29 protein-coding genes are annotated in these 22,309 nt (G+C 43.3%); 5 read left to right on the forward strand and 24 right to left on the reverse strand.

Annotation, left to right across the window (positions count from 1 at the left end; translation table 11 throughout):
* From HMPREF2832_RS01040 to asnA, 11 genes are all read right to left on the reverse strand, one after another.
* Positions 1-576: a YutD family protein gene (locus HMPREF2832_RS01040; protein WP_003011853.1), complete on the reverse strand. Its 576-nt coding sequence runs from the start codon at positions 574-576 to the stop codon at positions 1-3.
* A 284-nt stretch (positions 577-860) separates the two neighbouring features.
* Positions 861-2,573 (reverse strand): cache domain-containing sensor histidine kinase, encoded by a 1,713-nt coding sequence (locus HMPREF2832_RS01045; protein ID WP_049498346.1) that lies wholly within the window; start codon positions 2,571-2,573, stop codon positions 861-863.
* Positions 2,570-3,304, reverse strand: coding sequence for a response regulator transcription factor (locus HMPREF2832_RS01050; protein WP_049498344.1), 735 nt, complete (start codon positions 3,302-3,304; stop codon positions 2,570-2,572). The genes HMPREF2832_RS01045 and HMPREF2832_RS01050 overlap by 4 nt, the downstream gene beginning before the upstream one ends.
* 58 nt (positions 3,305-3,362) lie before the next feature.
* A complete protein-coding gene (gene msrB, locus HMPREF2832_RS01055) occupies positions 3,363-4,484 on the reverse strand; it encodes a peptide-methionine (R)-S-oxide reductase MsrB (RefSeq protein ID WP_070505291.1) in 1,122 nt (373 codons plus the stop codon).
* A gap of 11 nt (positions 4,485-4,495) precedes the next feature.
* Positions 4,496-5,056: a redoxin family protein gene (locus tag HMPREF2832_RS01060; protein WP_049498376.1), complete on the reverse strand. Its 561-nt coding sequence runs from the start codon at positions 5,054-5,056 to the stop codon at positions 4,496-4,498.
* A 56-nt stretch (positions 5,057-5,112) separates the two neighbouring features.
* Positions 5,113-5,436 carry a hypothetical protein gene (locus HMPREF2832_RS01065; protein WP_049485523.1) on the reverse strand — a complete coding sequence of 108 codons (324 nt, stop codon included), beginning with the start codon at positions 5,434-5,436 and terminating at the stop codon, positions 5,113-5,115.
* Positions 5,437-5,462: 26 nt separating this feature from the next.
* A complete protein-coding gene (gene ccdA2, locus HMPREF2832_RS01070; RefSeq protein ID WP_004219721.1) occupies positions 5,463-6,173 on the reverse strand; it encodes a thiol-disulfide oxidoreductase-associated membrane protein CcdA2 in 711 nt (236 codons plus the stop codon).
* Between the two features lie 158 nt (positions 6,174-6,331).
* Positions 6,332-7,414 carry a SepM family pheromone-processing serine protease gene (locus HMPREF2832_RS01075; protein WP_049498341.1) on the reverse strand — a complete coding sequence of 361 codons (1,083 nt, stop codon included), beginning with the start codon at positions 7,412-7,414 and terminating at the stop codon, positions 6,332-6,334.
* The gene (gene coaD / locus HMPREF2832_RS01080; RefSeq protein WP_049498339.1) at positions 7,398-7,886 is read right to left on the reverse strand and encodes a pantetheine-phosphate adenylyltransferase; all 489 of its coding nucleotides are present in this window, start codon (positions 7,884-7,886) and stop codon (positions 7,398-7,400) included. Before coaD ends, HMPREF2832_RS01075 begins: the two co-directional genes overlap by 17 nt.
* Entirely contained in the window at positions 7,876-8,415 is a 540-nt protein-coding gene (gene rsmD, locus HMPREF2832_RS01085) for a 16S rRNA (guanine(966)-N(2))-methyltransferase RsmD (protein WP_021152746.1), read from the reverse strand. The genes coaD and rsmD overlap by 11 nt, the downstream gene beginning before the upstream one ends.
* A 246-nt stretch (positions 8,416-8,661) precedes the next feature.
* Complete coding sequence (gene asnA / locus HMPREF2832_RS01090) at positions 8,662-9,654, reverse strand: aspartate--ammonia ligase (RefSeq protein WP_003005888.1); 993 nt, start codon at positions 9,652-9,654, stop codon at positions 8,662-8,664.
* Positions 9,655-9,813: 159 nt separating this feature from the next.
* On the opposite strand from asnA, the gene HMPREF2832_RS01095 reads away from it, so the two are divergent.
* The 4 genes from HMPREF2832_RS01095 to HMPREF2832_RS01110 are packed head-to-tail and all read left to right on the forward strand — an operon-like array spanning position 9,814 to position 12,581.
* Positions 9,814-10,491 carry a helix-turn-helix domain-containing protein gene (locus tag HMPREF2832_RS01095; protein ID WP_004219840.1) on the forward strand — a complete coding sequence of 226 codons (678 nt, stop codon included), beginning with the start codon at positions 9,814-9,816 and terminating at the stop codon, positions 10,489-10,491.
* Positions 10,492-10,493: 2 nt separating this feature from the next.
* Positions 10,494-11,906, forward strand: coding sequence for a Y-family DNA polymerase (locus HMPREF2832_RS01100; protein ID WP_049498337.1), 1,413 nt, complete (start codon positions 10,494-10,496; stop codon positions 11,904-11,906).
* On the forward strand, positions 11,903-12,274 hold the full coding sequence (locus tag HMPREF2832_RS01105) for a hypothetical protein (protein ID WP_049498336.1): 372 nt from the start codon (positions 11,903-11,905) through the stop codon (positions 12,272-12,274). Before HMPREF2832_RS01100 ends, HMPREF2832_RS01105 begins: the two co-directional genes overlap by 4 nt.
* Entirely contained in the window at positions 12,255-12,581 is a 327-nt protein-coding gene (locus HMPREF2832_RS01110; RefSeq protein WP_009732369.1) for a DUF5960 family protein, read from the forward strand. Before HMPREF2832_RS01105 ends, HMPREF2832_RS01110 begins: the two co-directional genes overlap by 20 nt.
* A gap of 52 nt (positions 12,582-12,633) precedes the next feature.
* Here HMPREF2832_RS01110 and HMPREF2832_RS01115 read toward each other — a convergent pair whose 3' ends face one another.
* From HMPREF2832_RS01115 to HMPREF2832_RS01175, 13 genes are all read right to left on the reverse strand, one after another.
* Positions 12,634-13,350 (reverse strand): YebC/PmpR family DNA-binding transcriptional regulator, encoded by a 717-nt coding sequence (locus HMPREF2832_RS01115; protein ID WP_003005873.1) that lies wholly within the window; start codon positions 13,348-13,350, stop codon positions 12,634-12,636.
* 174 nt (positions 13,351-13,524) lie between these two features.
* A complete protein-coding gene (locus HMPREF2832_RS01120; RefSeq protein ID WP_049498334.1) occupies positions 13,525-13,779 on the reverse strand; it encodes a Txe/YoeB family addiction module toxin in 255 nt (84 codons plus the stop codon).
* A 3-nt stretch (positions 13,780-13,782) separates the two neighbouring features.
* Entirely contained in the window at positions 13,783-14,037 is a 255-nt protein-coding gene (locus tag HMPREF2832_RS01125) for a type II toxin-antitoxin system Phd/YefM family antitoxin (protein ID WP_003014291.1), read from the reverse strand.
* Positions 14,038-14,269: 232 nt separating this feature from the next.
* Positions 14,270-15,364, reverse strand: a complete 1,095-nt coding sequence (locus HMPREF2832_RS01130; protein WP_049498333.1) for a nucleotidyltransferase — start codon at positions 15,362-15,364, stop codon at positions 14,270-14,272.
* 6 nt (positions 15,365-15,370) lie between these two features.
* On the reverse strand, positions 15,371-16,111 hold the full coding sequence (locus HMPREF2832_RS01135; RefSeq protein ID WP_049488931.1) for a class I SAM-dependent DNA methyltransferase: 741 nt from the start codon (positions 16,109-16,111) through the stop codon (positions 15,371-15,373).
* 208 nt (positions 16,112-16,319) lie between these two features.
* Entirely contained in the window at positions 16,320-16,673 is a 354-nt protein-coding gene (gene rsfS, locus HMPREF2832_RS01140) for a ribosome silencing factor (protein ID WP_049472980.1), read from the reverse strand.
* A gap of 14 nt (positions 16,674-16,687) precedes the next feature.
* A complete protein-coding gene (locus HMPREF2832_RS01145; RefSeq protein ID WP_049498331.1) occupies positions 16,688-17,188 on the reverse strand; it encodes a cysteine hydrolase family protein in 501 nt (166 codons plus the stop codon).
* Positions 17,189-17,785 (reverse strand): bis(5'-nucleosyl)-tetraphosphatase (symmetrical) YqeK, encoded by a 597-nt coding sequence (gene yqeK, locus HMPREF2832_RS01150; protein WP_003012035.1) that lies wholly within the window; start codon positions 17,783-17,785, stop codon positions 17,189-17,191.
* The gene (locus HMPREF2832_RS01155; protein WP_003012335.1) at positions 17,782-18,414 is read right to left on the reverse strand and encodes a nicotinate-nucleotide adenylyltransferase; all 633 of its coding nucleotides are present in this window, start codon (positions 18,412-18,414) and stop codon (positions 17,782-17,784) included. The genes yqeK and HMPREF2832_RS01155 overlap by 4 nt, the downstream gene beginning before the upstream one ends.
* A gap of 21 nt (positions 18,415-18,435) precedes the next feature.
* Positions 18,436-18,747, reverse strand: a complete 312-nt coding sequence (gene yhbY / locus HMPREF2832_RS01160) for a ribosome assembly RNA-binding protein YhbY (protein WP_003005853.1) — start codon at positions 18,745-18,747, stop codon at positions 18,436-18,438.
* A 221-nt stretch (positions 18,748-18,968) separates the two neighbouring features.
* A complete protein-coding gene (gene yqeH, locus HMPREF2832_RS01165) occupies positions 18,969-20,075 on the reverse strand; it encodes a ribosome biogenesis GTPase YqeH (RefSeq protein WP_049498330.1) in 1,107 nt (368 codons plus the stop codon).
* A 2-nt stretch (positions 20,076-20,077) separates the two neighbouring features.
* Positions 20,078-20,605: a YqeG family HAD IIIA-type phosphatase gene (locus tag HMPREF2832_RS01170; protein WP_045759146.1), complete on the reverse strand. Its 528-nt coding sequence runs from the start codon at positions 20,603-20,605 to the stop codon at positions 20,078-20,080.
* Positions 20,606-20,788: 183 nt separating this feature from the next.
* A complete protein-coding gene (locus tag HMPREF2832_RS01175) occupies positions 20,789-21,478 on the reverse strand; it encodes a hypothetical protein (RefSeq protein WP_148131334.1) in 690 nt (229 codons plus the stop codon).
* Positions 21,479-21,625: 147 nt separating this feature from the next.
* Here HMPREF2832_RS01175 and HMPREF2832_RS01180 point away from each other — a divergent pair, with 147 nt between their 5' ends.
* Complete coding sequence (locus HMPREF2832_RS01180; RefSeq protein WP_070505292.1) at positions 21,626-22,246, forward strand: TVP38/TMEM64 family protein; 621 nt, start codon at positions 21,626-21,628, stop codon at positions 22,244-22,246.
* Positions 22,247-22,309: the final 63 nt, after the last annotated feature.

Genomic DNA, 22,309 nt, shown 5'->3' on the forward strand with positions numbered 1-22,309 from the left:
TTACTCCTCTTTTTGTCGAATCACAAAATGACGTTTGTTGTCTGTCTTCGTTGTCTTTTTAGTCTCAGCAGACGGTCTTGTTTTTTTCGAGTTTTTGGCTGGTTGTCCCTTGTCGCGTTCTCGTTTTTGGAAACGATCTTTTTGTTTGCGATTGCGCGAACGCTTCTTAGGCTCTCTTTCTTCTGATTGAGCTTTTTTGACCGGTGATTTCTTATCAAAGGAAGCACGATGAGGTTCCTTATTTTCAAGGACAAAATAAGCACAACCATAGCTACAATATTCTAACAAATAATCGTCTAAGCGACTTAGTTTATCCATCGTTGCAACATCGCGCTCTTCCTTATAAAAGCCACGCAAGCGCAACTGCTCATTGCTCCAATCACCAACAATGTAATCAAACTTAGTTAAAATCTCAGAAAATCGCTGACCAAAAACGGTCGCATCAAATGCTTCCTTCTCATTTTTCAACAGCTCAAAGGAGAGGTTTTCTGAATGGATTTGGTCTCCTACCTGATGAAAGACAGGTCCAGGAAATTTATTGTAATTATATAATTCAGGGTCAATCTCTTTTCGCATAGTGTTCCTTCATCAAAATCTATTTACTGTAACACTTTATTTTATCATAAATTTGATGACTTGCGTCAGATTTGACTAGAAAAGAGTCGAAATTCCTTTGAGAGCAAAAAGAGAGAGGGACAGAAGTCCTAGCCTCTCAATTGTTTTTGGATTGTCGAGTAAGACGCAGTGCTTGAGTGGGCTCTACTACGCTGATTTCATCAGCTTTTACAGCCCTACTCAACTGTGCGGAGGCGGGACGACGAAATCGAATTCTAACGAATTACCGATTTCTGTCCCCCTCTCTATGAATATTCATTGCCGGATGAAAGGGGCAAATAAAGAGTGATTTTCGTATAGCTATTGGCCTTAGAATCAATCTCCATATGATAGGCTTCGCCAAATTGAAGATGCAATCGTTGGTCCACATTGTTCAAGCCAACACCTCCTAAACGAAGAAGGGGTTGGTCTGTTGATTCTGATCGATCAAACCCTCGTCCATTGTCAAAAATCGATACGCAGGCGGAGTCTCCACTGACTTCAGTTGTCACTCGAATGAGACCTGGCCGATCGATCTCTTTAATGCCATGGTAAATCGCATTTTCCACTAAGGGTTGAAGTACTAATTTGGGGAGCTGATAGTCGCCCAACCGTTCATCTTCTAGAATTTCATAGTTGAGCTTTTCACCATAACGTTGCTTCTGAATGAAAAGATATTGGCGGACATGGTTAATTTCATCTCTCAGTAAGATTTGTTCCTGGCCTTGGTTGAGAGCCAGTCGAAAATATTGGGCCAAAGACTTGGTGATGTTGACCACGCGCCGACTATCATTAAACTCCGCCATCCAGACAATCGTATCCAAGGTATTGTAGAGGAAATGCGGATTTATCTGAGCCGAAAGTGCCCGTAGCTCGTAACGCCGTGCGTTCTGCTCCTCTTCCTTGACCTGTTGCATAAGGTGATCGATTTGGTCCAACATGGCATTAAAAGCTTGAGCGAGGTCCACCAATTCTGGAGATCCTTTGGTTGCAGCTCTCACGTGAGCATCTCCTGCTCCAATCCTCAAAATGATAGTCTGAAGGTCTCGTAAGGGTTTGATCCACAAACGCAGAACAAAGCCGATCCCTATCAAACACATGATCAAAGCTAGTAATCCTAGACCAATGAAAGAGTACAGGAGCTGCGACTGTAGCATCTGAAGTCCTTCAAGTGAAGCCACTCCAATCAAGGTCCAATCGCTATCTGGAATCGGAACCTGATAGATAAAATTCTCCCCTCCTTTGCCATAACCATCTTTCACAGCAATATAGGGCTGCATGGCATGCATTTCTTGACTGGAAGAATAAACCGCTTTTTTGGGATGGTAGACAAACTCATGCTTTTGATTAATGATAAAACTAAAGCCTTGTTTCCCTAGTTGAAGGTGATCCAAGTAAGCCTGAAGGCTATCGTAGCCAATATCCAAGCGCACTACTCCGAGATTTTGGCCAGTCTGATCGACCACTTCTTGGGTAATAGAAACCACCCATTTTTCTTTTTCCGAAGTCAAGGATTCCTTTCGAGCTGGCGTCAAAACTGGCATGGCTCTTTCTTTAATCGCCTCTTGATACCAGCTTTCATTCATCATATCTGAGGAAGTCTGCATGCTGATTTTGGAATCTGTCGCTACCAGACGCCCATCCTTGGTCACTAAGACTGCTGAGACCAAGTCCGGATCCGTTTCAATCATCGTTCGCATCAGGTGTTGAACCGTTTCTTGATTCGCACTCTTGTCTTGGGCAAATTGGCGAACAGCCTGCTCTTTGCTAAGAACCGTGGTGGTCTGCTTTAATTTTTTTAGATAGGAGGTGATGAACTGACTGCTTTGATCGATACTATTTCTTGTCGTCCGCTCTGTTTGCTGGCGGATCGTCCCTGAACTCGTTTGATAGTAAAGGCTACCGATGAGACCAAAAAGTAGGAGAATGAAGAGAAAAAAGTAGAGGACCAGCTGGATCAGCAAGGGGTATCGTTTCATTCATGCTCTCCTTTTTTGTACTGCCTTGGTGTCACCCCAACAACCTGCTTAAAGCGTTGAGAAAAATAGTTCATATCTTCAAAACCAACCTGATCTGCGATCTCATAAATCTTTAGATCTGTCGTGAGAAGCAAGAGTTGAGCCTTCTTCATTCGCTCTTGAATGAGGTAGTCTTGGAAGGGGAGTCCCAATTTTTTCTTGATCAATACACTTAGATAAGAGGGATTGAAACCAAGTTGATAGGCCAAATCCTTCAGGGTTAACTGGGAATCTGCTAAACGAGCATGAATGGCTTCTTCCAAGTCTGTCGAATAACCATGACTGACCAAATCTTCGACTTGCGCTTTCTTACGCTCTTGATCAAGTTTTCCTTTCACCTTTGCTAACATCTCTTCAATATCATCTTTTGAAAAAGGCTTCAGTAAATAATCATCTGCACCTAACTTAATGGCTTTTCTCGCAAACTCAAAGTCATCATAACCTGTCAAAAAAATGATATGACAAGACGGAGATTGCTCTTTGACGAGATGGGCTAGATCCAAGCCATTCATTTGTGGCATATTGATATCAGTTAGAAGGATATCGGCTGGTTGCTCTTGAAACTTCTCCCAGGCCTCACGGCCATTTTCTGCCTGGTTGATGACGGTCATTCCAAACTGTTCATAATCCACTAAGGAAGTCAGTCCCTGCCGGATAAGCTCTTCATCTTCCACAATCATGATCGCATACATGTCTTTCACCTACTTGTCTTTGCTATACTTATTATAGCAAATTATGGTTCCAAATGTCTCAGACGTAGTCCAATAAATAACCGTAGCCCTTTTCTTTCATTTCTGCTTTGGGAATGAAGGTAATAGACAAACTATTGATGCAATAGCGAAGGCCGCCTTTTTCCTTGGGACCATCGGTAAAAACATGGCCCAGATGAGAATTTCCTACACGGCTCCGAACTTCTGTCCGAGTCATATTGAAACTCTTATCCTCCTTATAGATGGCCACATCAGGACTAATAGGCCGACTGAAACTTGGCCAACCACAACCAGAATCAAATTTATCCTTAGAGGAAAAGAGCGGCTCACCGGTCACGACATCTACATAAATACCGGCATCAAACTGATCCCAGTAACGATTGGAGAAGGCCCGTTCGGTATCATTTTTTTGTGTCACCGCATACTCTTCAGGAGATAACTTCTTTTTGATTTCCTCATCGCTTGGCTTAGAGTAGCGGCTAGCATCAATAACAGGATAAGAAGCCTGATTGACATCGATATGGCAGTACCCATTCGGATTTTTCTTTAGATAATCCTGGTGGTAGTCCTCAGCCTTGATGAAATTGGTCAGTGGCTCTTTTTCCACCGCTAACGATTTGTCGTATTTTTTTGCTACCTCTTCAAAGACTTGGTTAATGATTGGAAGGTCTTCTTGGGAGACATAATAGACACCTGTTCGGTATTGTGTTCCTTGATCATTTCCTTGTCGATTCTTCGACGTTGGGTCGATAATCCGGAAATAATGCAGGAGCAATTCTTTCAGAGATACCTGCTTGACATTGTAGGTGATGTGAACTGTTTCGGCATGGCCTGTTTGAGGAACTAATTCATACTTGGTCGTTTCTCCCTTCCCATTGGCGTAGCCTGATACGGCATCAATCACACCTGGAACACGGGAGAAATATTCCTCTACGCCCCAGAAGCAACCACCAGCCAAATAAATTTCACGCTGATCCTTTGGATCAACCGTTTCCTTTGTTTCCTTTTTAGCTACTGGAGTCTGACTCATCGATGCTTTTTTAATCATCTCAGTGCTTGTTTCTGATTGATCCATTCCGTTTGCTCCCTTACTAAAGAAAAAGAAACCAATCGATAGCAAGCCAATGAGAAGGATAGCAAAAACTTTCCATTTTGTTTCCATTGTCTATCTCCTTACTGCATGTTCTCTAAGGTCTTGAGGATATCCTCTTTATTCATATAGCCAATATGACTCTTCGATAAAGTCCCATCACTATTGATAAAAAGTGCCGATGGATAAGAACGAATCCCATATTCTTTGAGCAGTTCCCCTTTACTATCTAGCAAGACTGGGAAATCCTTGTAATCCAAAGACTGGTACCAGTTTTTGAAATCTGCTGCTGATTTTTCGCCATTAAAGGTTGGAGCTACAACAGATAAAACCACGTAATCCTTACCTGCCTCTTCTTTTGCCAACTCATTGGTATCCTCTAATGTCGACAGGCAAATAGAGCACCAGGAAGCCCAAAATTTGAGGTAAACTTTCTTCCCTTTGTAATCAGATAAGCGGTAGGTCTTGCCATCCACTCCTTGCAAGCTAAACTCCTTCACTTTCTTGCCAGATGGTTGCCTAGCCCCAGCTTTGGCTGTTTGTTGGCTCATGTCCTTATTGGAAGTAGCCATTCCTTGACTCGAACAAGCCCCCAAAAGTCCAGTACACAAAAATCCTGCAGCTACTAAAGCTAATTTCTTCATCATTATTACCTCTTTAAACAAGGAGAAAGTCATCCTCAGATGACCTCTCCCTTCTTTCATTCCTTGTCTGATTTCATATCAGATGATTCACTCTTTTCATTTTTCATTTCTGAATCGCTAGATTTCATCTCATCTTTTTTCATATCGTCCTTCATTTCCGAACTGCTGTCAGACATCATAGATGAATCTTTCATGTCTTCTTTTTTCATTTTATCATCGGACATGGATGAATCCTTCATGTCATCCTTCTTCATATCGTCCTTCTTCATCATACTACTATCGTCCGTTTTTTTCATATCTGAATCTGATTTCTGTCCAGAACAAGCTGCTAAAGTGACGATGCTAAGTGTAGCAATAGAAAGTGCAAGAATTTTTTTCATGATTTTTCTCCTTTAATCATTCAAGATTAGTGAAACAGGGATGCGAGGCTATTAAGATTTCCTAGCATCAGCAAGATGCCCATCAAGATGATGAGGGCACCACCAATTTTTTTCAAGGTTCCCATATGGGGCTTGAGTTTAGCAAAATGTTGTAGAACCCAGCTAGAAGCCAAGGCCAAAAGCAAGAAAGGCAGAGCCAAACCTAATGTATAGACCAGCATCAGGAGAGCACCTTGTAAAGCACCATCTCCTCCAGAAGCGGCAATGGCTAGAACCGAACTCAAAACTGGTCCGACACAAGGGGTCCAACCAAAACTGAAGGTGACCCCTATCAGAAAAGCATTGAAGAATTCATTGCGCTCCCGATTCTTTTTGAGTTGGATAGTCTTTTGCTTTTGGAGTTGTCTCAGATTGATCACTTCCATTTGGTGAATCCCTAATAGGATCACAATCCCTCCTAGCAGATAGCGAAACCATGGAGCATAAAGCACCTGGCCAAGGGCCCCTGCACCGTATCCTAGAATCAGGAAAACAGTTGATAGACCTGCGATAAAACAAAGAGTCTTCACCAAGCCGTACCAAGAAATATCTCTTCCAAAAATCCGAACAGTTTTCACACGTTCAGAATCCAATAGAATCCCTACATAGACTGGCATCAGTGGCAAAATACATGGGGAGAAAAAGGATAGAACTCCCGCTAAGAATACTGAAATGGAAAACAAACTGGTTTGAATCATTTCACTACCTCCCTTTCTTTCTGATACCAGTATAAAGAAAAAATCCCTCTAAAAATAGAGAGATTGATAAGCAAAAACTTGAATTTGATTAGAAGATGAATCTTCTATCTGTCAACTCCTCGTACTTTCAAGTACGAGACTGATCTAGCAAGATACTTCTACTTCTTTTTCAAATAATCAATAGCGTCTTGAAGGGTTTTGACGGGGACAATTTTCATCTTCGAATGAATTTGTTTCGCTGCTTCTTTAGCTGTTTCATAGTTTGATTTGGCCTTGGGATTGGCCTTCTTTTCTTCTTTGGAAACAGGGTTATTAGGGGCAAAGAAAATTTCTGCTCCTTCTTTATCGGCTGCGACGACTTTCTTGTCAATCCCACCGATATCGCCAACCGTTCCATCTTGGTTAATGGTTCCTGTCCCTGCAATATGGCGTCCCTGACGAAGATCTGGATCAGCCACTTGGGTGTAGATGGCTAGGCTAAACATCATACCGGCACTTGGTCCACCAATCCCTTGAGTCGCAAACTGGACAGGAACATCGCCTTTGGCTTCAGTCCGGTCGATCAGGCTAATCCCGATTCCGTTTTTCCCGTTGGATAATTTGATGATCTTTCCGTCTGCGGTCTTGGTTTGTCCATCCTCAATATAGGTCACTGAAACGGGATCGCCAATTTTTTGAGAACCAACATAATCAATCAATTCTTTGGAACTCTTAAAGGTCTTGCCATTCACACCGGTGACGGTATCCGCAATGTTCAAGATTCCCTTAAAGGTCGAGTCATCTGCTACTTGCATGACATAAACACCTAGAAAGTCCATCTGGGTTTCTTTTCCAGCTGTCTTTAGCCCTTGGTAGATGGCCATATTTTGCGAGGTTTCCATATAGAATTGGTTAATCCGCGTAAATTCTTGGCTCGAACTACCACCTGTCATATCCTTGGCAGAGTAGATATCTGTAAAAGGTGTCGCCCAAGCATAGATCAAATCAGCCGGGGTCGCTTCTTTCACTGCTACGGTTACAAAGTCATAGGATCCTGATTTGGTATCCATTTTTCCATCCACTGTCATGACCGATCGAATGTCTTCTGCCGTTCCTGGCATCTCAATATAATAGGGAAGGCGAATCACAAAGGCAGCTAGCAAGAGGAGCAAGAAAAGAACGCCTGCAATCGGCCATCGGTATTCTTTCAATCGTCCTTTTTTCTTTTTTGTAGGCAAGCTTGTTTTATTCGCTTGTGTCATCTTTGATTTCCTCCATTACACTCTTTGGTACATAAGGTGAGATATCTTGCTGAAAAGCCAGCAACTCTCGAATACGTGTTGAACTAATGGCCTGGTAAGGAGGCTGGGCATAAAGATAAACCGTCTCCAATTCAGGCGCCAACTGGTGATTAAAATAATCCATATTGGCTTCGTATACCAGATCCTGTGCATTGCGCAAGCCCCGGATCAAGGTGATAGCCCCAAGATTGCGCGCCACTGTCACAGCTAACTCTTGAGTTGACGTCACAATTTCAACATTTTCTAAATGAGCCAAGGCCCCTTTCACCATGCGCACGCGCTGCTCAATGGAAAAGAGTCCGACTTTTTCCGGATTATAAAAAATTCCGACATAGACACGGTCAAACAAGCGACTAGCTCGCTCGATCAATTGCACATGCCCAATGGTAATCGGATCAAACGATCCTGTAAACAATCCACTTCTATCTGACATATACTGTTACCTTACTAATTCCATAGATTTTTTCTTTCCAGATTCCCACTTGTCCGATTTCCTCAGGAAGTTCTACATGTTTATCAGTTTCGCACACAATCATGATGTCCTCTGACAAGAGATGGCGCTCGCACAAGGTTTCGATATCGCGAACAATCTCTTCCTTGGCATAAGGAGGGTCTAAGAACACCAAATCAAAGGTACCCGTTAGGAGACCCAAGGCCTGCTTGGCCTCCATTTTTAGCAGTTGAAACCGTTCCTTTTCCTTGGTCATGGCAATATTGGCTGCTACAATCTCCTGCGCTCTACGATCTCTTTCCACTAGAACGGCCTCTGACATGCCTCGAGAAACGGCTTCGATAGAGAGCCCACCGCTTCCTGCATAGAGATCCAGCACTCTTCCACCATCAAAGTAAGGACCAATCATATTGAACATGGCCCCTCTGACCTTATCAGAAGTCGGCCTGGTTGTTTTTCCTTCAAGTGTTTTGAGGGGACGTCCCCCATAGGTTCCAGATACTATTTTCATAGGGACCATTATACCAAAAAAAATCAGAAAATTGCGATTTGATATGGTCAAGCGACAATTAAAAGAGGCTGGGACAAAAGTCCTAGCCTCTCAATTGTCTTGGATTATCGAGCAAGACGCAGTGCTTGAGTGGGCTCTACTACGCTGATTTCATCAGCTTTTACAGCCCTACTCAACTGTGCGGAGGCGGGACAAAGAAATCGAATACTAACGAATTACCGATTTCTGTCCCCCTCTCTTTCTTCCTTATAGAATATTTTCATATTCATCGCGGACAGATTGAGGCCAGACACTGGTTTGGACTTCACCAATATGTTTCTTACGAAGTAAGAACATAGCCAAACGAGATTGTCCGATCCCTCCACCAATCGTGAGTGGGAAGAGACCGTTTAACAAGGCCTTGTGCCACTCTAATTGAAGACGATCCTCGTCCCCTGTAATCGCAACTTGACGGCGAAGCGTATCTTCATCGACACGGATCCCCATTGAAGACAACTCAAAGGCTGAACCTAGAACGTCATTCCAGACGAGGATATCACCATTCAAGCCCTTGTAGCCATTTTCAGACTCTGTTGTCCAGTCATCGTAGTCAGGCGCACGTCCATCGTGTGGTTTGCCATCTGCAAGCTCTCCACCAATACCGATCAAGAAAACGGCTCCGAATTCTTTGGCAATGGCATTTTCACGCTCTTTTGGAGTTAAATCTGGATAGCGTTCCACCAACTCTTCTGTGTGAACGAAGGTAATTTGTTTTGGAAGAACTGACTCAATGTCATAGCGCGCTTCTACTGCTAGTTCTGTCAAACGAATGGCCTTGTAGATTTTTTCAACCGTTTCTTTAAGGTAGGCGATGTTGCGTTGACCATTGGGGATGACCTTTTCCCAGTCCCATTGGTCTACATAAACAGAGTGGATAGCGTCTAGCGAATCTTCATCTGGACGAAGAGCCTTCATATGGACAAAGAGACCTTCTCCTTCGCCAAAACCAAAACGTGCCAAGGTATGGCGTTTCCATTTTGCGAGTGAATGCACGACTTCATAAGTCTCATCAGGAATTTGAAGGACCTTTACAGATACCGGATGTTCAATCCCAGAAAGGTTATCCTGCATCCCGTCTCCGACCTTACTCAAAATTGGCCCTTGGACTTCAATGATATCCAATTTATCTTTTAAATACTGCGTAAACGTCGTTTTAACAAACGAAATTTCTTTTTGTTGGTGGATAAAACTTTTTTTCATATAGTTCCTCATTTATAGACATTTTAGAATTGATTATACTCCTTTTTCAATCAAAATCAAGTCTTTTCATTCGTTTTCAACTGAATTTTTCTCTTGCAAAAAGGATTCATTTTTGATAAACTATATGTAACTTTTAAAACGTTACATAGGAGAGCTGACATGTTTGATGCAAAAAAACTAAAAGAAAGACGCCTGGAAAAAGGCTTGACCCAAGCAGATGTCTACGAGGATCTCAAGATTTCTCGCAAGACCTACTCCAGTTGGGAGAATGGCTTGGCGGAGCCACACGAAAAAAATCTCAGGAGGTTGGCCAAGCGCCTCTCCGTTAAAGAGGACTACTTTATTAACAAAGACTCCGCACTCTACACCTACCCTTTATTAACCCCACCTCATCAAAAGAAAGTCGACCAGTTGGCCAGCCAGTTATTGGAACAGCAACAAAAAGTTGTTTCCTTAACAGCTTATAAGGTTCTTTCGATTGAGTTGGCAGCTGGTTTGGGACATACCTTTTATGACAACGAGACCGACTACGAGACCGTTTATTTTGACCAAGAGATCCAACACGACTTTGCCTCTTGGGTATCCGGAGATTCGATGGAACCTCTCTATCCCAATGGCTCTGTTGCCCTCATGAAACAGACTGGTTTTGACTACGATGGGGCTGTCTACGCCCTCATCTGGAATGGAAAAACTTACATCAAGAAAGTCTATCGAGAAGCGGAAGGTTTGCGCTTAGAATCCATCAACCCTGATTACGACGATTTATTTGCTCCCTATGAAGACGAGCCAAAAATCGTCGGCATTGTGGTCGGGCATTTTCTTCCGCTTGAGGTATAAATATGCTATTTGATTATTCACGTGAGCCTCATTCTGATATTGCTTTTGTGGATATGAAAAGTTTTTATGCCAGTTGTGAATGTGTCCGTCTAGGGCTCAATCCCTTGACCACTTCTCTTTGCGTCATGAGCCGGAGCGACAATTCTGCTGGTCTGATTTTGGCCAGCTCTCCCGTTTTCAAACAAGTCTTTGGCAAGAATAATGTGAGCCGGAGCTACGACCTGCCTTTTGATCTCAAGACCAGAAAATTCAATAGCTACGTCGCAAAAAAACAAGGATTGCCGACGGATCCAGGCTTTATTGCATCCATTGAATCCTGGGCCAAGAGGACCCTGATTGTGCCGCCACGCATGAATGCCTACATTCAGGTCAATATGGAGATTCAGAAGGTTTTTCAGGAATTTGCGGCACCCGATGATATTTTCCCTTACTCGATTGACGAAGGCTTTATCGATCTGACTTCTTCCTTAAATTATTTTATTCCAGATTCCTCCCTCTCGCGAAAGGAAAAACTGGACCTCCTTTCTGCCAGGATCCAAAAAAGAATCTGGCAGGAAACTGGAATCTACTCTACCATCGGCCTCAGCAATGCCAATCCCCTTCTTGCCAAGCTAGCCCTGGACAATGAAGCCAAGCATTGTCGAAATATGCGCTCCAATTGGTCTTATGAAGATGTAGAAAGCAAGGTCTGGAAACTGCCCCAGCTCACTGATTTTTGGGGCATTGGACGTCGCACTGAAAAACGATTGCAAGGGATCGGGATCACGTCGATTAAAGAACTGGCTCAGGCTCATCCTGATCTCTTAAAGAAAGAATTCGGAGTCATGGGGCTTCAACTTTGGTTCCATGCTCATGGCATTGATGAAAGCAATGTACACAAACCTTATCGTCCGAAGTCACGAGGCATTGGCAATTCTCAAATATTGCCCTATGACTACCACCTACAAACAGACATTGAACTGGTGTTTCGTGAGATGGCTGAACAGGTGGCTATCCGCTTGCGACGGAAAAAAAAGAAGACCCAGCTAGTCTCCATTCATGCCTCCTACTCCAAAATCGAGGGGCTTCCGTCCATTCATTGCCAGCAAAAGATTGAACCCACGCAATCCACCAAGGTTTTATCCGATACTGTTCTGCGACTCTTTCGCTCCAAGTACGAAGGCGGAGCCATTCGGCAGATTGGTGTTTTTTATGGCGAACTTGTCGAGGAATCTCTCCAACTTTTTTCTCTCTTTGATGATCCGATAGCCCTAGAAAAAGAGGAAAAACTCCAGCAGACCATTGACCGCATTCGGGATCAATTTGGCTTTACCTCTCTTCAGAAAGGCTCCTCACTACTAGAAAACTCACGCGCCATTGCACGCAGTAAACTAACTGGCGGACATTCCGCAGGAGGCTTAGATGGATTAACATGATCGACCGTTCTTATCTCCCTTATCAATCCGCCCGCGAATTTCAAGACCGTGGCATGGCCAAATGGGCTGGCTTCTTTTTATCTGAGCACACAACTGCCCTGCATACAAAAGAAATTGACCGCAGTCAACTCAACGTTCTTCCTCTTTCTGAGCAGATCCAGCTCCTGGAGCAGGCCTTCCAACAACAAACGACGATCTCGATCACGACTCTAGAGGGGAATCAATTTGCAACCTATGCAGGTTCGATTCACACCTTATCTGCTTCTGAGCTTCTTCTCAAAAGCGATGGCCACTACCACCGGCTCCTTCTGACCTCTATCATTTTTATTGAATCTGAGGAAACACCCTATGAAACCGATTCAGACTAAACACGAATTACAATTTGATTATTTTTCAGAGAATTACCACCAATTTGAGACAGACTTTTACAAGTGGGCGGCTACTTCTACGCCACTTGTATTTTTAGAAGACGATATCCTCCACTCTATGGCAGCAGGCCAGCGAAACTACTTTCGTCTTCACCACACCAAAAGTCGAGATCATCGAGACCACTATTTCTATTTTAAGGTTTCCACACTCTCCCAATCACCCCTGACCCGTATTTACGCTTATACAGGACATCACTTACAAAAGATAGATCCTCATCAGACAGAGAAAAAGGATAGCTTGATCTGAGAAGCTATCCTTTTTCTTAATTTATGGGATTCACTACAGTCCTTACGAGTGATTAGAATCCATCTACGTTTGTGTAGATTTTTTGTACGTCCTCGTCGTCTTCAAGAACGCTGTAAAGTTTTTCAAATGTTTCCAAATCTTCACCTGACAACTCAACTTCTGATTGAGGAATCATTTCCAATTCTGTTACTTGGAATTCTTCGACACCTGATTCACGCAAAGCAACGATTGCTTTGTGAAGATCAGTTGGAGCAGTGTAGACTGTGATCGTTCCTTCTTCTGCTTCGACATCATCTACATCCACATCTGCTTCAAGCAAAAGCTCAAAGATGGCATCGGCATCATCACCAGCAAAGACGATAACACCTTTGTTGTCAAAGAGATAAGATACAGAACCTGAAGCTCCCATGTTACCACCGTTTTTACCAAAGGCAGCACGGACATTGGCAGCTGTACGGTTGACGTTTGACGTCAAGGTATCAACGATCAACATCGAACCATTTGGCCCAAACCCTTCGTAACGTCCTTCTGTAAAGGTTTCGTCTGTATTTCCTTTTGCCTTATCGATCGCTTTATCAATAACGTGTTTTGGCACTTGCGCTTGTTTAGCACGGTCAATAACGAATCTCAAAGCAGTATTTAGTTCTGGATCTGGTTCACCCTTTTTAGCAGCTACATAGATCTCCACACCAAATTTGGCATACACTTTTGAGTTGGCACCATCTTTGGCAGTTTTCTTGGCAACAATATTGGCCCATTTACGTCCCATGAGGATTCTCCTTAAATTTTTTCAAATTATTTTCAATCTTTAACATTATATCACAAATCATCGAAGTTAGACTAGATTTTTCTATTTTTAGAAAGGGGATTTTATAGGAATTTTCTTCGAGTTGGGAATTTTAAATAGCTATCCTAACTATCAAAAAGATCCTCTTTTAAAGACTTAATAATGATCTTTAAAAGAGAGAAGAGCGACACCTGACTCATCTAGCATATAAATCAGGCGATTCTCTGCATCAATCCGTCTTGACCATGCTCCTTGAAAGTCATATTTCAAGGGCTCAGGCTTACCAATCCCTGCAAATGGGTCCCTTTGGATCTCTTTGATAAGGGTATTGATTCGCTTCAGTGTTTTTTTGTCCTGACTTTGCCAGTAACAATAATCCTTCCAGGCATCTTCTGTAAACTTGAGTAACATCCGTTACCCCTCAATCTCATGGAGTTGAACCTGACCAGCTCGGACTTCTGCCATGCCCCGCAAGACCTTATCTGACAATTCCTTGTTCTGAGCTAGTCTCAGGGTTTCTTGTAGGCTGTCCCACTCGCTCTTAGAGATGACCACAATATCTTCGTCTGGATTCTTATTCACGACCGTCAAAGGCTCAAACTCATCATTCACCTTCTTCATATAATCCTTCAAATGATTGCGGAATGTTGAATAAACGACTGCTTCCATGACCATACCTCATTCTACCTCTTTTCTATTATTATACATGAAAAAGAAAAACTCGTCAGGAACTTGTACAAGTTTTTCCCTCTTCACTTAATTATTCGTAAAAAGTTTCTAAATTTGGTAAAAAAATCTACTGTCTAAAGGAATTTTTAGACAGTAGATAAACACTATTTCCTTACATCATAAACTTCTTGCCTTACGTGAATGTGGACAGAGAAAATTTACGTCAGACTGTTTATTCTTCCACTCTCACTGGCACCCGACCCCAGATCTGATCTCGCAATTGGGGATGGCCTAGCTGATACACCTGATCCGCTTGCTGGGTCAAACTATCCCAAGGTTCCTTACCGATTCGAGTCACGATTCCTACTGATTTTTTCAAGCCTTTGAGATGAGCTTGTCCCTTTGCGGAAAATCCTAAGACATGAATGGCGTCGGGAAGAGCTTGATCCATCGCCCCTACCAAGATGTAGGTCAAGATGCGGCGGACACGAGCTTTGGTATAGCGCTTGGTTGCGACTTTCTCCACCAACTCTTCCACAGAGCTAGCACCTCGAACCGCATCCTTTATCCGATTGGCCACTTCTTCATTGACTTGAAAAATCTGTGTCAGATCTGGATGGGTTAGGATTTGATAACGGAGCAGTTGGTCATAATTCTCCCAAGACACCTGTGGAGCCGACTGAAAGAGTTGACTATTGGGCATGAATTTAGCGACAAAGTCCTGATCTTCCTTGTGTAGGCGTAGACTAGTCGCAGAAGCATAGGCCACTTCTTTTTCCTCTGAATGGTAGCCTGCTCCCTGGCGCTGGACGGACTTGAGCGCAATTCCCTTCCCAGCACAAGCCTTGGCATAGGCCAAACCCAGGATATGATTGGGAGTATCTCCTGTGAACTCCACTCCAGCAAAGGTTTCCCACATTTTTTGGGTCTTTTGTGGATAGGATAAATCGTCAGGAAGGCTTCGCAAGAAAGCTTCCATTTCCGCCTCATTCTCCGAGTAGACTGTCGCAATCGCTTGGTAATCTAAGACTTCTTCTGTCCCAAAGGTCAATTGGTCGATTCCTAGACGGGATAAGATTTCTACCGCTCCCTTAGCAAAATGATCCGCCGATTGAACAGCCACGAGAAAGGGGAGCTCGACCACCAGATCCGCTCCATTTTCCAAAGCCATCTGAGCCCGTGTCCACTTGTCTACAATGGCAGGCCCGCCACGTTGAACAAAATTCCCAGACATGACCACAATCTTCACCCCTTCTGCCTGTTCCAGCAGGTACTTGTGTCCATTGTGAAAAGGATTAAATTCTGCAATAATTCCTGTAACTGTCATGCTGCCCTACTTCTGTGCTACAAAAAACCAACGTTTGCTGGTCTTTGTTGGCTCTTTGTCCTCAAAGTCTGCATACAATTTGAAAGATTTAAAGCCAGCCTGCTCCAATAAGATGTCATATGTTAAAACTTCATAGGTGCGTTCCTCATGAACTTCATCGTGGCGACTAAAGCTGCCATCCTCTTCTTGGACAAAGAAGGTCAGCTCATGGACGATCGAGTGAGGGGCTGCATCCTCATAGGTATCCCAGAGCATGGCAAAGTCTTCGGCATTCTCGTGGTAGGAATAGCCTGGGAAAACCTCATCCGTCTGATAGGTCGAATGGACATCAAAGATAAAAACTCCGTCCTCATTGAGGGCATTATACACTTCTTTAAAGACATCCCCTACTTCTACCTCGTCCTGCATGTAGCAGATAGAATCCGAGTAGCAGGTTACAAAGTCATAAGTTCCTGCTTGCGACAGGTCCAGCATATTGCCCTCGATAAAATCAATCTTTTGCTTGGCTGAAGCAGCTCTTTTTTCAGCAATTTTCAGCATGTCAGCACTCAGGTCTAACCCTGTCACATCAAACCCAGCTTGAGAAAAGCGGACAGACTGAATCCCTGTCCCACAAGCCAATTCTAGCAATTTTTTCCGGTCCTTGCTTTTAGGGAGATGCCGGAGAGAAAAATCCGTCCACAAATCATACAGACTATCATCCATGACCGCATCGTAGACCGCCGCAAACGTTTCATAAGTCGCCATAAATCAAGATACAAAGAGCGTTAAAAGCATAGAGAAAATAGGAAACTTTCTGCCGTATCCTCAGATACAAAGGAAGTTTATCTTTTTCTCACAGCTTTTAGCTCGTGTTCAGTTATCAAATTAACTAAACACGGGGCCCCATCCTTTCTTTCCATAGAATTTCAATTTAACCAACAAAACTCAGTTGCTACCAACTGAGTTCACCTGCTTATGCTAGGGCTGCTGAAAGATCGACAGCACTTGCTTCGTGCCATAGCTTTTCTAGGTTATAGTGGGCACGCATTTCTTCTGAAAAGACATGGACCACCACACCACCTAAGTCAAGAAGGACCCAACCTCCAGCTGAATCACCTTCGACGTGGCTGGCATTGCCACCAGCTTCGATGACCTTCTCGCGAATGTTTTCAGCGATCGCCTCCAATTGGCGGCTGTTCATAGAGCTTGCGATGACAAAGTAGTCTGTCACACTAGTCAAGCTTTGAACATCCAAAGCCACAATGTCTTCCGCGCGTTTTTCATCTGCTGCTTTGACAACTAGTTCAAGTAGTTCTTTTTCTTTCATGTAATCCTCTTTCCTTAAAAAATTGATTTGTAATCTAAGACATCCGCAAAACGTTCTGCCCAAATATTTTCATAAAATTCATTAAGCGTTTCTGCCGGAATATCCTCTCCATCAAAGGTTGTGACAGCTCCTTCTGGAATAACCAACTTATAACCGTATTCAAACCCCACTTTGACGGATGTATCGACACAATATTCGGTCTGCATGCCACACAGGACCAGTTGTTGAATTCCTTGTTGATCCAAGTATTCTTTTAATCCTGTCTCCTTAAACATGCTATTGTATTGCTTCTGAAATACCTTTTCATTCTCCTGTCTTTTCAACAGGGGCGATAATTGCCAATCTTCCGACGTTAAAGCCTCTGGCGTTTCAATATGCTGTATATAGATGATTTCAACCTGCTGTTTTCTAGCCTGATCTTGCAAATAAGCGATCTTCTCTAGGAGATTTTCTGTCTCAAAGCCTGTTTCCACTAAGATATTTTGTACATCAATAATGATAAAAGCTGTTTTCACTCATTGCTCCTCTTTCAAATACTTCACAAAGGCATTGTAGGTTTCAAGGGTTTGGGGATAAATCGGCAATCCTTGGTGAGCCAGGTGTTCGACTGTGCGAGCCGTCTCATAGGCCACGGCACGATCCAAGGAGACTTGGGCAATGTCACGCGCCTGATCTACCCCCGGAAAGGCCCGGTTGTGCTCAATGTAATCAGCCACATAGACAATCTTATCTAAGATCGACATCTGTCCACTCCCCACGGTGTGAATCTCAATACTGCGAAGAATGGCTGGATCTGTCAGTCCGAGGTCTTCTTGGATCTTGTAAATCCCGACCATCCCATGCCAGACATTGTTGCCCCAGTTTTTTAATGCTGGATCCAGCTCATAGCGATCGATCAAGTCCAGAAATTCCTGATCTGATAATTTCTTGGCGTAGTCATGTAACAAACCTGCTAGACCAGCCTGCTCTTCATCAGCCCCATAGCGTTTGGCCAAGTCACGCGCAGCCTTCTCAACCCCTAAACAGTGGGTTAGCCGCTTTTCTGGCAGAATTTGACGCATTTTTTCAAGCAAGACCTCACGAGAAAAGCCTAGATAGTTTTCATAGGTCATTGATACAATCCTTCTTTCTTGATATAGTCCAAGACTGGTTTTGGCAACATAAAATTCGGCGTCCGGCCTTTGGCTACAAAATCACGCACCATACTAGAGGAGATGTCCATGAGAGGAACATCCACCCAGATCACCGGATAAGAAGTCCCTGCCTTATAGCGTGGTCGCTGTACCCCGACAAATTGTACAATCTCCACCAATTCATCGATGCGGTGCCATTTGGGTAAATAATCAACCATATCTGCACCAATGATGAAGTAATAATCTGTGTCTGGATCCCGTTCATTGAGCAAGAGCATGGTGTCGTAGGTATAGGAAATCCCTTTCCGCTCGAGTTCAATCGTCTCGATCTCCAGACCTTCAATCCCTTCAATAGCTAATTCCAGCATCTTAAGGCGATGGTGCTCTGCAATCGTCCCCTTGGCATCGACATGCGGTGGCTCATACTCAGGCATCAAGAGCACCTTATCTAACCCTAATTGTTGGCGCACTTGATCCGCAACGACCAAATGGGCATTGTGGACCGGATTGAAATTTCCACCCAAAATACCAACTTGTTTGCGTTTCTTGTCTTTGATCTCTGGCTCTAACTCTACCTTGGTAAAGGGAGTCAATAGTTCAATTGCCATAGGTTTGCTCTCCTCGATGTCCTAAATTTCTTTTACCTTCGCTGAAATTTTACGATTTTCTTTTTTGCTCGATTGTTTGAACAAGATGAGAATCCGACCAATCTTTTGGACCGTTTCCACACCGATTTCTTCTTCTAAGATTTCTGCTACTTCATGGATGTTCTCATCCGTATTTTGAAGAAGGGTCACCTTGATCAGTTCGCGCGCATCTAGCGCTTGGCGCACACTGGTTTTGATTTGGTCATTGAGCCCATTTTTCCCGATTTGGATAATGGGTTTGAGGCTGTGGGCTTGGCTATTGAGGAAAGCCCGTTGTTTAGATGTTAATGTCATATTTTTACTTCCTTTTTTGATCGTTATTTTAAGTGGTGGGGACGGCCGGAACTAATTTTTCAAAGATCTCATCTTTGAAAAATGGATTTCCTCACCTCAAAATGGAGCCTTGGTCTCCATTTTGCCCTTGCCAATCGATCGATTGGCAACTACACCACGGCAATAACGATCTCTTTATGAGCTCACTTCGTGCGCTCTTCAATTCATTCTATTACAAATTTTTAAATAATAGCTTTGCGGGTGACGACGGCGACGCCTTCTGGTGCCCAGACGGCTACTTTGGCTTCTCCATTGACGCGGATCCAGCCGAGTCCTGAGATGACCAGGTCTGTCTTGTCCTTGATGGTAAACTCATGGGAAATCAAAGGCGGGAATTCTTCTTTTTCCTTGCTATTAGGAGGAGTTAGTAAGCCACCGACATGCTTGTTATAAAAGGCGGTCGCTCCTTCGAGCTTGGTTCTGTGAAGCTTGAGTTCGTTGTCAAAGAAGGCAGTGAAACCTTGCTTTTCTCCCTTGATAAAGTCAAAACGTCCCAGACCACCCAAGAAGAGGGTTTGCTCTGGATTGAGCTGATAAGTCTTGGGCTTGATTTCCTTTTTAGGGCTGACATACTTGAGGTTTTTAGCTGTCAAATAGTGAGCCATCTGGTGGCGATGAATAATCCCTGGTGTATCGTAGATGTAGGATCCATCGTCCAGTGGGATTTCGATCTTGTCCAGTGTCGTCCCTGGGAAGCGAGAGGTCGTGATGATATCCTTATCTCCAGTAATTTCTTGGATAATCGCATTGATGAGGGTCGATTTCCCAACGTTGGTCACACCCACCACGTAGACGTCACGTCCCTTGCGGTACTGCTCGATCTTTTCCATCAAGTCCTTGATAGCACTCTTGTTTTGAGCAGAGGTGAGGACCACATCGACAGGACGCATACCTTCTTCGTGGGCCCGCTCCATCAACCAATGGGTCACCTTGCTATCCTTGACAGACTTGGGCAAAATGTCTTTTTTGTTTCCGACCAAGAGGACATCATTTCCTGCTACAAAGCGTGGTAGGCCAGGAATGACGGAGCCATTAAAGTCAAAAATATCGACTACATTGACCACGAGAGCATTACTATCCCCTACTTCGTGAAGGAGCTTTAGGAAATCATCATCTGTCAGATGCACATCTGTGATTTCATTGTAGTGACGCAGACGGAAACAGCGTTGGCAATAAACCTCGCCTGTTTCCAAGCCCTTTTCAAGAGCTGATTGGGGAGTATAACCTAGTCCCTCTTTGTTTTCTGTCTGAATGGGGGCTCCACAGCCAATACAGAATAATTCTTCCATTCTTAAATTCCTTTTTTGTATACAATCGGACCATATTTTTCGGCCATTTGCTTCATGACACGGCGTTCACGCGCCCGGTTGATCTGGGTCTTGATCGAGTCATGCTCAACCAAAGGCTTGACCAAAATCGAACGAATGCCCGCCCGATGGGCAGCCCGGATATCCGTCATCAGTTGATCCCCGACCATGACCACTTCATTTTTCTCATAGTGGAAACGTTTGAGGGCACGATCAATCCCAAAAGTAAAGGGCTTAAGCGACCAAGCTTCATAGTCAATATCAAATTTCTCAACAGCGCGCTTAACCCGTTTGGGACTATTATTAGACACCACGATAACCCGAATCCCTCCATCACGAAGGTCATGCAACCACTGGCGCATCTCAGGAGTCCCATCCGGATTATTCCAAGCAATCAGGGTGTTATCCAAATCCACAAGGACCGCCTTGATACCCTGTTTTTTCAAGTCTGCAACGGTGAGATCATAGGCTGCTTCCACCGCAAAATCTGGTTTGTAATTTTCGATTGACACGTTTTTCTCCAAACATTCGTATTCTCCCCATTATAGCATAAAATAGGCTTTTTAGCACGGATGACTTGATCTCAGAGGAGAGGGCTACTTATAAACAAATGTAGAATGTCTCCGTTACTTTTTCTAGACAAAAAAACTTTCCAAAATGGAAAGTTCTGATGTTAGAGTGGAGAGCCGTTTTATTCACAATTTGGACTTTTTTCCATTCTTTTCTTCCTGCGAATTCTTATAATATATGAATTGAAGGTCGCTAACAATACTAGTAGCACCTACTTTTTCTTCTCTTTCGATATGAAGCACTTTAGAAAATTTCTGAAAATCACTTTCTTCAACACTTGGTGCAATACGAATATCTACAGATTGCCAACTATCATCTTTCACTTCATATCCAACCAAAACAATCACAAAGTCATTTCCAACCTGCTGTCGACCTGATAGCAACATGGATGCTTTTCCAAACAACGCATCATAATATGTTGGATTAGATACCGCAAATAGGATAATATCTTGTCTTTTTAATTTTCCATCAACACTGGCTATGGGAATTTTATCAATATTCTCAATCATAGGTAAAACGGTGTCACGTTTTAACCCTTCAAAACTCCATTCATTGTTATAATCTGATTTCGGATTCATGATTTTATCATAACTGTATAGATACTCCGCACCCATACTAAGAAAGAATAAGACAAAAGGAATACAAGTAACAATCAGGACACGTTTTTTATTCCCAGCTAATAGATCAAACATAACATAACTGAAATAAATTAATAGTCCCCAGAAAATTGTATTTTGATTGACGAAAGTATCTCGTACATTCGTAAAAGCTATTTCCCATAATTTCTGATGGTATAAATTTATATATTCTTCCACTACATCCTCCTCTAATATCTATGATGCTAATTCGAGCCTCAATTACATCATTATACCATCTTTTAAGGCTTTCATCACCTCCATCACCAGAGCTTACAAATAGACAAAAAAATGGTATAGTAGAAGAAAAAACTACGCGGAAGAGTTATGATAACAAAAGAAAAAAAATTGAGGGAGGTATCCCCTCTTCTCCAGCGCATCATTAATTGGTCGTCCATCATTGGGGCTCTTGGGACCTTGGCCTTTTGTATCTGGGCCTACTTTTCTGGCATCCTTCAATCCAAAGAAACCTTGTCAGCTTTTATTCTCCAAGCAGGCATCTTTGGACCACCTCTCTTTATCTTTCTTCAGATCCTTCAAACAGTGGTCCCTATTATTCCTGGCGCCCTGACATCTGTCGCTGGTGTCTTTATCTATGGCCACATCATTGGGACCATTTACAACTACATCGGGATCGTGATTGGCTGTGCCATTATCTTCCACCTAGCCAGAATGTACGGGCCTAAGTTCGTCCAATCCATGGTCAGTCAGAAGACCTACGACAAGTACATTGGCTGGCTCAATGAAGGCAAGCGGTTCGATCGCTTCTTTATCTTCATGATGATCTGGCCGGTCAGTCCCGCCGACTTCATCTGTATGCTGGCAGGTCTGACCAATATGACCTTCAAACGCTACATGACCATCATCATCCTCTGCAAACCCATCACCCTCGTCATCTACACTTACGGTCTCACCTATATCATCGATTATTTCTGGAAAATGGTCTAAAAATAGGTTGCTTAAACTTTTTCTCTTACAGAATCATACAAAAAACACGGCATACCGCCGTGT

It is taken from the genome of Streptococcus sp. HMSC073D05 (assembly GCF_001812015.1).
Lineage (GTDB): Bacteria > Bacillota > Bacilli > Lactobacillales > Streptococcaceae > Streptococcus > Streptococcus parasanguinis_D.